This is a genomic window from Ulvibacter litoralis (assembly GCF_900102055.1).
In the GTDB taxonomy this organism is placed as follows: domain Bacteria; phylum Bacteroidota; class Bacteroidia; order Flavobacteriales; family Flavobacteriaceae; genus Ulvibacter; species Ulvibacter litoralis.
The window spans coordinates 1-3,171 of the sequence record NZ_FNBA01000030.1 but is presented as its reverse complement, the minus strand read 5'-3'; the positions used below and the strand labels follow the sequence as shown (position 1 = coordinate 3,171).

The following is a 3,171-nucleotide window of genomic DNA, read 5'->3' as shown; positions in this document are numbered from 1 at the left end:
CTCCGAATAATTGGAATTAAATAAGGAACCGAAAAGGTGTCGCCGCTTCAAGCCGCACACTGCGCCAAGCGCTACAATTATTATACAAACCCGTTAACTGCAATTGAAATCGAACTCTGTGACTGAAAATCAGATAAAAAGAATAAAAGTTAAGATAGCGAAGATTAAAAAAGCACTTGCTGCTGACAAAAAACATTGGGGCGGATTTTATCACGATGGTGGTGGATTAAGATATTTACAACCAAACCTTTATATACAGATACAAGATTTTACCGGCGCTCTAAGATACTTTAATTGGTTCGAGAAAAATTTCCCAGAAGATATGGGAACTCCCCTATTTATATTTGAATATGCTTTGACTCTATTCAAAACGAATCGAATTGAAAAAGCTGAGGAAAAGATTTTAGAATTAAATGAACTTAATCAATATCTAGTTGATTACTATTTGGATAAAAATTCAATAACCAACATTGAATCAAATTCTGATTGGCAAATTGAATCATTAATGAAATATTTTGAATACAAAAAAGATGATCTTGTAATGATTGATTTTACTGATTGGCTAACTGAATATCAAAACAAGAATTGATTAATAATTTAAACTTCAAAAGAACAAAAGCAGTTAACACTGTATACTAATTATAGCTTTTCCATAATAACAGAATGTTTAGTACTTAAAAATTACTATTTTAGTGATCGGAACAATACGAACTAGCTTGCCTTTCTGAGTCTCACGCAGCTCCGAATAATTGGAACTAAAGAAAGAACTGAAAAGGTGTCGCCGCTTCAAGCCGCACACTGCGCCAAACGCTACAATTATTATACAAACCCGTTAGCAAATATTTATAAAAAAAACTTGAAACAAGAAAAGCAATTCGAATTTGAAAAGATATTACTTTCGGGTAATCTTATTGATCTTAAGATTTATCAAGTAAACAAATCCTTCTTTAAAATTCCTAGTCCTGAACATTGGCTGATTGATGGGGGAATTGAATTTGTGTTTCCTGATGGTGTTTTAACATTTGGATGGTCAACACACTTGAATATGTTCGTTTTTGATTCTAAAAAGTTTGAGAAAATATTTAAGAATAAAGAATTCAACCTTCTTTCCAAAAACGAAATTTACAATCTCAACAATTTAAGAGGAAAATCAGTCCGGGAAATAGAATGGAAATGGATTCAAATTGAAACTTGGAATTCCAAGAATTTAAAATTTATAGAAGAGCCAACTGTATTAGAATTGAATATTGAATTCAATACAAATGAAAAACTCCAAATAGCACCAATTGATTACGAACTAACGAATTCTGACAAACCAATAAAATATAGAAGTTTACTAGATTCTGATTTATTAATTTCCTTGAACCATAAGTTCATGATTTAAACATTTGCTAACAACGTATAACAATTATTGCTCTTGCGCGAATTACTAGATAATTTCTACAAATATTTAACTATATTGGTTACTGAAAAATAACGTTACGCTTGCCCTTCTGAGTCTCACGCAGCTCTGAATAATTTGGTGCTAAGAAGAGAATTATGAACTTGTCGCTGCTGCCCTCATCGCGCTGCGCCAAACGCAACAATTATTATACAAACCCGTTGCCATCAATCGCTCGGATTCTGATTCTTACGAATCGAATCCGAACAGCTTTCTGCTAAGATACAAGTCGGTCATTCTTACGGCCTTCTGACTGAAAGTTTTATTTAAACCTTTCAATTTATAAGAAATTAAAGTTTCTAAACGGAACTTCCTCTACTCTTTTGACTTCAACGCTTTTCCGAAAAACCTGTAATTGAACAATATAATTCCTGGACAAATCATTAGGTTCGTGTCTCGCCAAAAATGGCAACAATGTATACTAATCATAGCTTTTACATAATTACTTCGTGTTTAGTACTCAAAAATTACTACTTTAGTTATCGGAACAATACGAACTAGCTTGCCTTTCCGATTCTCACGCGGCTCCGAATAATTGGAACTAAATAAGAAACTGAAAAGATGTCGCCGCTTCAAGCCGCGCGCTGCGCCAAGCGCTACAATTATTATACAAACCCGTTGTGCGTAATTAAAGAAAAAAAACGATAATGAGGAATATAATTTTATTCATAGCCTTTTTAAGTTTATCTGATTGCTTTTCTCAGGATTTAGAGTTAAGAGCAACACCTTTTATAAAAAGTAAAATAATATATAAAGATAGTACTTCTGAAAAAGGGTTTCTAAAATTTGCTAGTTCAATTTTTAGTCCACGTCTAAAAAAAGAAGAAGGTGGAAAATCAAGAAAAATAAATTATAAATTGATTGACAAAATTATTACTAATCCTGAAACTGAAAACGAGAGGGTCTTCCAATACTTATATCATAATCAAAGCAAGTTCAGAGTTTTTGTTGAATTAATTTATTCTGACGTATTAAGTATTTATGCTAGCCTTGGCAATAACCTAAATCTTTTTTACTCTGATTTTAACAGACAAAGCGCCCGCGAGATTATGAATCGGTTAAGGATTGGAAGAGAATCGGGATTATCAGAAAGTCGTGTCAAGCTAGTTGATACCTTACAACTTCCAAATAAAAAAATTAAAGTCCTGCCTTTGGGATATGCGTATTTTTATCATATCGGGTCTTTAGACTATTCAGCAATGAAGGTGAAGCCGAGATATTATCTTTTAAAAGAAGGTACAACCAAATTATATTTAGCAGAATCAAATGAACGCTTTTTAATTAAAGCAGCAGAATTAATATCCGATTGTACACTTATTATTAATGAATTAGAACAACAGAATATTGATCTAGAGGATTTGCCTAGATTTATAGAATATTACAAAAATATTTGTTTGGAAAATAGTTCTGATGAAAATTAACTACGCACAACACTGTATACTAATCATAGCTCTTGCGAAACTAGAAGCAAATTGATTGCAAATATTTAACTATATTGGTTTCTGAAAAAAATCGTAAAGCTTGCCTTTCTGAGTCTCACGCAGCTCCGAATAATTGGGACTAAATAAGAAACTGAAAAAGTGTCGCCGCTTCAAGCCGCGCGCTGCGCCAAGCGCTACAATTATTATACAAACCCGTTGTGTTTAATAAGTTACCCTTTCTGATTTTAAAGATTGTTTCTTGAAAAGGTCGATTTATAGAAGAGTTTTTTTTAGGTAACTGAGGAACTT

3 protein-coding genes are annotated in these 3,171 nt (G+C 32.5%); all 3 read left to right on the top strand.

Translation table 11 applies throughout. From position 1 onward, the window contains the following. Nucleotides 1–118 precede the first annotated feature (118 nt). The 3 genes from BLQ00_RS17160 to BLQ00_RS17150 all read left to right on the top strand — a co-directional run bounded on the left by BLQ00_RS17160 (nt 119) and on the right by BLQ00_RS17150 (nt 2,862). Complete coding sequence (locus BLQ00_RS17160) at nt 119–589, top strand: tetratricopeptide repeat protein (RefSeq protein WP_093145547.1); 471 nt, start codon at nt 119–121, stop codon at nt 587–589. A 267-nt stretch (nt 590–856) separates the two neighbouring features. Then, the gene (locus BLQ00_RS17155) at nt 857–1,384 is read left to right on the top strand and encodes a hypothetical protein (protein ID WP_139149454.1); all 528 of its coding nucleotides are present in this window, start codon (nt 857–859) and stop codon (nt 1,382–1,384) included. A 704-nt stretch (nt 1,385–2,088) separates the two neighbouring features. Next, nucleotides 2,089–2,862, top strand: coding sequence for a hypothetical protein (locus BLQ00_RS17150; RefSeq protein WP_093145545.1), 774 nt, complete (start codon nt 2,089–2,091; stop codon nt 2,860–2,862). Nucleotides 2,863–3,171 lie beyond the last annotated feature (309 nt).